The sequence below is a fragment of the Cytobacillus sp. genome, assembly GCF_964223445.1.
GTDB lineage: Bacteria > Bacillota > Bacilli > Bacillales > Cytobacillaceae > Cytobacillus.
On sequence record NZ_CAXQGS010000126.1, the window covers coordinates 26,956 to 34,595 of the forward strand.

At 39.8% G+C, this 7,640-nt stretch carries 7 protein-coding genes; all 7 read left to right on the plus strand.

Annotated features, from left to right (window positions below):
• Nucleotides 1–194 precede the first annotated feature (194 nt).
• Nucleotides 195–2,015, plus strand: coding sequence for a LysM peptidoglycan-binding domain-containing protein (locus tag ACEQ1T_RS21250; RefSeq protein WP_370224641.1), 1,821 nt, complete (start codon nucleotides 195–197; stop codon nucleotides 2,013–2,015).
• 313 nt (nucleotides 2,016–2,328) lie between these two features.
• Nucleotides 2,329–3,030, plus strand: a complete 702-nt coding sequence (locus ACEQ1T_RS21255) for a GntR family transcriptional regulator (protein ID WP_206844841.1) — start codon at nucleotides 2,329–2,331, stop codon at nucleotides 3,028–3,030.
• Entirely contained in the window at nucleotides 3,027–4,196 is a 1,170-nt protein-coding gene (locus tag ACEQ1T_RS21260) for a M20/M25/M40 family metallo-hydrolase (protein ID WP_370224642.1), read from the plus strand. Before ACEQ1T_RS21255 ends, ACEQ1T_RS21260 begins: the two co-directional genes overlap by 4 nt.
• Before the next feature lie 12 nt (nucleotides 4,197–4,208).
• Complete coding sequence (locus ACEQ1T_RS21265; RefSeq protein WP_370224643.1) at nucleotides 4,209–5,051, plus strand: ABC transporter permease; 843 nt, start codon at nucleotides 4,209–4,211, stop codon at nucleotides 5,049–5,051.
• The gene (locus ACEQ1T_RS21270; RefSeq protein ID WP_071155493.1) at nucleotides 5,048–5,836 is read left to right on the plus strand and encodes an ABC transporter permease; all 789 of its coding nucleotides are present in this window, start codon (nucleotides 5,048–5,050) and stop codon (nucleotides 5,834–5,836) included. The genes ACEQ1T_RS21265 and ACEQ1T_RS21270 overlap by 4 nt, the downstream gene beginning before the upstream one ends.
• 23 nt (nucleotides 5,837–5,859) lie before the next feature.
• Nucleotides 5,860–6,942: an ABC transporter substrate-binding protein gene (locus tag ACEQ1T_RS21275; RefSeq protein WP_370224645.1), complete on the plus strand. Its 1,083-nt coding sequence runs from the start codon at nucleotides 5,860–5,862 to the stop codon at nucleotides 6,940–6,942.
• Nucleotides 6,943–6,955: 13 nt separating this feature from the next.
• Nucleotides 6,956–7,640 (plus strand): ABC transporter ATP-binding protein (locus ACEQ1T_RS21280; protein WP_370224646.1); only part of this gene is annotated, 685 nt, incomplete at its 3' end.

Below are 7,640 nucleotides of genomic sequence, written 5' to 3' on the forward strand. Positions count from 1 at the left end.
CCTTCAGGCTTTTCTTGAATTGAATCATGCTATAGATTTGTAATAGCGCTATCTATATAGGAATTAAATTCCTTTTTTATCTAATTCTTCTCTTTTGCACTGAACCTCGCACTTCCTATTGAATAGTATATGGGCAGATAGTGTGTGCGCATTTAATTCCTCAATGGAAATTTATTCTTTGGGAAGTGAAGATCATGCAAATTTTTTATACAGTACGTTCAGGTGATACGCTGTACGGGATTTCCAGGAGATGGGAAATACCGGCCGATTCCCTTATTGCGGCAAATAATTTGAAGCCCCCTTACACGATTTATATAGGTCAGCAGCTGTCCCTTCCACCTGGGGTTGATGCTGTGCGTGTTAGGCAAGGAGATTCAGTGTATCGAATTTCACAATTTTACAAAGTTCCGCCTTCAGTTATCATAGAGGCTAATCAGCTTCAGCCACCCTATGTCATTCAGACCGGTCAATTATTAAAGGTTCCTCCAGGTGTTCCATATTATATCGTCCAGCCAGGGGATACACTTTATCGGCTTGCAATGCGTTTTAATGTCATTACGAATGGGGAGCCAAATTTTGAGCTTATTCGGATTGTAAACCAGCTTCCATCCTCACAGCTATTTCCCGGAATGAAGTTAAGGATTCCATACGCCCCTCCTGGTGGCCAAGGCCTGATTGCCTATACTGCTGATCGAGGAGGGCAATATGATATTTGGTTATATAATCCCCGGACAGGAGAGAACGTGCAGCTCACCAGTGGATTGGGTGAAACTTTTTCAAGTCCAGAATGGTCACCCAATAGCAGGAGAATTGCGTTTATTGGAAAGAACAGAATTATATATGTTGTGGATGTTGCATCTGGTGCGATCGCTCAAATCGACCAGATGGAAGAAGGTGCTGAATTCAAATTGGATTGGTCGCCTGACAGCAGCCAAATTGCTTATACGAAGCAAGGTCGCATTATCATGTACAACGTTCTGTCTCATCAAGCGCAAAGCATTCAACAGCCTGACTCAACAGATGTTCAATGGTTTCCGAATGGCAGGGAACTGTTATTCCAGGCACCGGATGCATCAGGAATTAGTCAGCTTTACCGAATTCAAACCGACGGAACTGGGAAACAGCAAATTACACATAACACAGGAGGGCGGCTTAATAATGCCCAGCTATCACCCAACGGAAGCTTTGTTCTTTATACAACACCAGGTGTCAGCATCTCCATCATTCACACCATCGAGCTTTCAACAGGCAATGTGGTTGAAGTAAAAGGCGGGCCTCTTGCAAAAAATTATTATCCGACATGGTCACCTGATTCTTTGAAAATTGCCTATAGCGCTACCGCCTTTGAAGATCGCGGGTATTTTTCACAAGTTCGAACGGTGGGGAGGCGAGGCGAAGAGGATCGAATTTGGGCTATTTCCAATTGTTTTGCATCGCCTGTCACGTGGTCAACAGACGGAACAAAAATAGCCTATCTTAGTGGATGCAAGGAACAGGAATTTGCAAGTGAATTGTGGGCTATCGACCTCCGTCACCCCGTCCCGATACGGCTAATTGCAGGAGTTAACATTCAGTCACTTCAATGGTCTCCAACTGCCATATTGGATGGTACCCAAAAGAACACATATACGAACACTGCCTACAAGATTCGTTTCCAATATCCGTCAAACTGGCGAAAAGTGAACGAGGAAAGATACGAAGGTGCTGACGGCTTTTTTCAAATATCAGCGATTTCAGCCGGTGAAAACTTAGATGAGGTGTGCCGTGGGGAAGCTTTCCATCCATTAAGGCCCTATGGATCCATGCCAAGCATCTTGAAGACTCGAATTCAAAACCAGGAAGCCTGCTACATTTTCCCCTCTGCGGACCAGCCAGCAGAAATGCTGAATCAATCAGCTTTAATAGTAAGGTATCCAACTCCCATTACAATCCAAGGAGAAACCTACAATTACTTCATCTTATGGGCAGACCTGCCGCATTTGAAGGAAATAGCTTCAACCTTAGTCTTTTTATAAAACGTGGGGGCAGGTTGGTTCACATTATTTGGATAAAGAGATAAAAAGCCTATTCATCAAGCGATGAAAGGCTTTTTGTATGTAATCATTCTTTCGTCAGAACAAATAGAACTTCACCGGTGAAATATATTTATCTTCAGAAAACTCTCTCATGAGAAAGGGGAGAATAATAGTTTCCTACGGATTTAGTGCGAAAGACTCAATAATTATTAATTTATTTTAAATATTTAAAATATTATAAATATATATTGTGCGTTGAATACAATATGGTATATAATGAATTCAACATCAAGCAGGAGGTTAAAAAAATGACATGAAGCTAAATAAAATTAAATCTGTATCAATTGCTTCGGAGGTTTTTGATCAGCTCCGATTAAAAATTATCAGTGGTGAACTTAAAAATGGTGAAAGATTAGTTGAAATGGAGTTAGCAAAGTACCTCGGTGTCAGCAGAACACCTGTGCGAGAGGCTATCCAACGTTTAGAGCAAGAAGGTTTAGTAGAAATCCTCCCCAGAAAACACTGCCTTGTTAAAGGAATTGACTTTGATGCCATCAATGAAATTATCCTCATAAGAACTCTTTTAGAACCCACCGCCGCTAGAGTTGCAGCAAGCAAAATCACCGATGAACAGCTATTAACATTAAAAGGTTATCTAGAGCAGTCTGAAATGTTTTTCCAGCTAGGTAAAGTGGAAGAACTCATGATGGTTCATGATTTATTTCATGCGGAAATCATCAAAGTGTCAGGCTTAACCAGATTGGTTAACATTTTAGAAAATCTGCATGATTATATTGTTCATTTTAGATATTCCTTTTTAAGCAGACCCCACCTTGTGGAAAGATCAATTAAAGAACATTATCAAATCTATGAGGCTTTATGCAGTCGGGACTTGGACAAAGTGGAAGAAGTATTTATTCAGCATCTAAGCGGAATTTCAGATTATGCAAAAGTGGTAATAGAAGATAACATACCTTTAAATCAAGGTAATAATAGAACAGGGGGATTAAAATGAGCAAAATCAATACGACAAATGTCCGTGAAGAAATTAAAGAAACAATCCGAGTCTTAAGTGAGGAGGTAGGGCAAAGGTTCGCAGGTACAGAAGGTGAATGGAATGGTACAGAATATATTCTTCAAAGACTCAGTGAATTAGGAATAGAGACAGAAAGACAAGTATATCCATTTATAGGCTGGGAGCCTAAGGGAACACCTGAATTAAAATTTCTATCACCTATTTCGAGAGAATTAAAAACAGCTTATCTACTATTCTCTGGCTCTACTTCAAGTGAAGGAATAAAAGGGAAACTTACATATCACGGGATAAAAGGACTGATTCCGGGTGTTTATGATATGCCTTGTTACAATGTCCTGAGTGAAAAAGGAGATATTTTAGCTCAAGTTGTGGTGAATAGCGGAGGTGATCCCATTGCATTATTAAATCCGCGGGCAAAGTTCCCAATTCCGGCTGTTGTGATGAGCTACGAAGATCATCTTCATGTTCAGGAACTTTTAAATGAAGGACATGAGATTGAGGTGTTTGTAAACGTAGAGGGAAATATAAAAGAGTGTAAATCGGCTAACATCATCAGCCATCCATACAAGGCTAAAAATACGGCAAGAAAGAGAAAAGTAATTGTCTGCGCACACTCGGACACAACGTTAAATACCCCTGGAGCTTACGATAATGGCTCAGGCATTGCTGGAATCGTTGAAGTGGCGAGGAGATTAAGCAGCGGTTCATTTGACTTTCCATTTGATGTGGATGTAATCGCTTTTTCGAATGAAGAGGTTGGTTTCATTGGTGCAGATTATTATGTAAACGATTTAAAAGAAAAAGGGACACTTGATGAAGTGGCTGCAGTGATCAATTTAGATCAAATTAGTGCTGGAGACAAGATTTGGTCCTGGGTGGGCCCGGAAGATTTCCGTCAAAAGGTTAAAGAAAGTTTTAGGGAAGCTGGAGCTTATGATAGCAAGGATTTTGAAGTTGATGTTGATACTCCTAAAGCGGGAGCAGATGAATGGATGTTCCATTTAGAAGGGATCCCGACAGCTCTCCTCATGTTTTGGAGATTACCAGACTATCACCGGCCGACAGATACCATGGAAAAAATTGAATATGACAAAGTGGAGCTTATCATCGAGACAGTTTTTAATTTGCTCAAAAAAATAGAGTAAAGGAGACAAGACATGTCAAAAAAATCTGTCCTTTTCCTATTAGCTCCATCTATCTTAATTTTATTAGGATTTTTCGTTCTTCCTTTAATCGTGGTCCTTAATAATTCTATACTGGATGAAAGCGGAACAATAACGTTCCAGCACTACCTCTTGTATTTTAAGGATCAACACTATTTAGCTATTACATTTAGATCAATAAAAATTTCAATATTGGCAACTATTATCACACTACTAATAGGGTATTTTATTGCCTATTTCACAACCAGATATATTAAGAGCAAAAAGCTTAAGAGAATTGCCTATATCGTTATCATTTCACCTTTATTTACAAGTGCAGTCGTCAGGTCATTTGGATGGATGGTCATTTTAGGAAATAACGGGTTTATTAACAAAACACTTCTGGGACTGGGGATTATTTCACAACCTCTTAAGCTTCTATATAATGAGACGGGTATCGTGATAGGTTTGGTGTATATTTTAGCTCCTTTCATGATTTTATCCATCACAACCGTTTTAGAGAATATAGACAGCAGGCTGGAAGAGGCGGCGTCCGATTTAGGCTTAGGTGCTTTTCAAACCTTCATCAAGGTTACACTGCCTTTAACAGTCCCAGGCATTTTAGCTGGCAGTGTGATGGTTTTCTCTTTGGCCATTAGTGCTTATGTAACGCCGGCCATGCTTTCAGGCGGCAAAATTCAACTGATTGCAACCGTTATTTATGAACAAATGATGCAGGTTTTTAACTATCAATTCGGTTCTGCAGTTGCTTTTGCCGTGTTAATGTTTAGTTTCCTGATCATTGGATTGAACCATTATTTATTAAGGTCAGACTGGATTGAGGAGGGAAGGCGATGATCTATAAAGTGATTATGTGGGCCATCGGAGGCTTCCTCCTTCTATTCCTGGCATTTCCATTACTGGTCCTAATTAATGTCTCCTTTACTGAACTAAATTATCTTAGCTTTCCAGGAAAAGGCTTCACATTGAAATGGTATAAGGCCCTGTTTGAGGATATTTCTTACTTAGACTCCTTCCTTTATAGTTTTAAATTATCAGGGACGGCTACTTTATTTGCAATATTAATTGGTATTCCAGCCTCATATGGTTTAGCAAGAAATAACTTCAAAGGCAAAGGGATTGTGATGAATTTAATTTCATCGCCGCTTTTGCTCCCGCAAATCTTCTTGGGATTAGCACTTCTGCAGTTCTTTTACTATTTTACAAATAGCCCTCAAAATTTCTACACACTGGTATTAGGGCATATTATTATCATTTTGCCTTACATTGTCAGGACATGTGTAAATAGCTTTGTTGGAATAAGCCCATATATTGAAGAAGCAGGAAGAGACCTGGGTGCAGGACCATGGAAAACATTTTTCTTTGTTACCCTGCCTCTAATGAAATCTAGTATTATCGCAGGGACACTGTTTTCGTTTGCCGTTTCATGGATCAATGTGGAAGTGACGATTTTCCTGACTTCTGCGGATCAGATGGCACTCCCTGTGAAGATGTTTAATTATGTTCAATATAACATTGATCCCATGATAGCAGCTGTTTCAGCCGTAACGATTTACATTGCTTTTATCCTGATTCTTATCATTGATATGCTGGTAGGAATTGAGAACATTGCATCAAAATAAACCATGAAACTGGGAGTGGTTCTATGAAAAAGGTACGCAGGAATCTAATGCTATTTGCAGCAATTCTAGTAGTGCTTGCCGGATGCGGAAAGCCTGTTCAGCCGAAGGGAGAAACAGCTCAAGCTAATACAGAAGTTAAAAAGGATGAATTATCCATTGCCATTTTCGGTGGGGATTGGGGAAAAACGATCAAGAAACATATCATTGAACCATTTGAGCAAGAAACTGGAATTAAGGTAAATATCATTGAAGGAAATTCAACTACAACTTTTTCCCGTTTACTACAAGAAAAGGGTTCGCCAACGATTGATTTAGCGTTAATGGACTCCGGTATTTCTGAAATGTCATTTGAAGAAGATGTGGTTGAAAGTATTGATAAAAGTAAATTAAAAGGAATCGATTCCCTTTTGCCGGAAGCATTTCATGGAAATGGAGAAGAAGTATTTGGTGTAGCGCTTGGTTATTGGGGATTAGGAATCGTCTATAACAAAGATGAGATTAAAAATCCGCCTAAGTCCTGGAATGACCTTTGGAAAGAAGAATATAAAGGGAAATTAACAGTGCCTACCCCGGCAACTACGGGCGGTCTCCCTTTACTGATGCAAATTGCTGAACTTGAGGGTGAAGCTAAAGGTACCGTTGATAAGGGACTCAGCAAGATGAAGGAACTCGAAGTAGTTGCATACTTTGATGGTTCCGGAACGGCTACTAATTTATACCAAAGCGGTGAAGCCTCTGTTGGGGCACATTACGGTGGCCCGGCATATGTAATGAAAGACCAGGGACTGCCTATTGAATTTGTTGTACCAGAAGAAGGTGTTTTAGGTGCTGGAAGCTTCTGGCATATGGTGAAGGGTACGAAAAAATCAGAGCAAGTGTATTCATTCTTAAATTATGCAACCACTAAGAGTGCACAAGAAGGAATTGCGAGCGATTTATATTTGGCACCGGTTCATAAGGATGTTGAATTAGATGAAAAAACGCTTGAAAGAATGCCATATGGAAAAAATGGTTCCATACAGGATTTGAATATGCCTGATTATAACCTGATAAACCAGCATAGGGAAGAGTGGAACGAGCTATGGAATAGAGAAATGGGAAGTTAAGGAGGGCTCAATCATGTCAGCTGTCCAGTCGATCGAAAAAAATACTGTATATGATACTCAAGAAAAGATAAGCATTATTGAATTTAATGGGGTTACCAAAAGATATGGTCAAGCAACTGCCGTTGATCATATTTCCTTAAATATAAAGGAGGGGGAATTTCTCTCCCTTCTCGGGCCGAGCGGATGCGGTAAAACCACCACACTTAGAATGATCGGCGGGTTCGAGCTGCCAAGTCATGGCAGCATTAAAATTGATGGACAAGAAGCGGGAAACTTGCCGCCAAACCATCGCCCCGTTAATACAGTATTTCAGAACTATGCATTATTCCCTCACTTAAGCATCTACAATAATATTGCTTTTGGACTTAAGCAAAAGAAAGTATCGAAAGAACAAATCGAAAATGACACAAATGAAATGATTGAAATTATGGGGCTGCAAGAGCATAAGCATAAATATCCAAGACAGCTGTCAGGTGGGCAGCAGCAAAGGGTTGCGCTGGCAAGGGCATTAGTAAACAAGCCAAGAGTGCTGCTTCTTGATGAACCACTGGGAGCATTGGATTTAAAATTGAGGAAAAAAATGCAATTCGAATTAAAAAAACTACATGATCAATTCAAGATCACCTTTATCTATGTGACACACGATCAAGAGGAAGCATTAATCATGTCAGACAGAATAGCAGTTATGAACCAGGGAA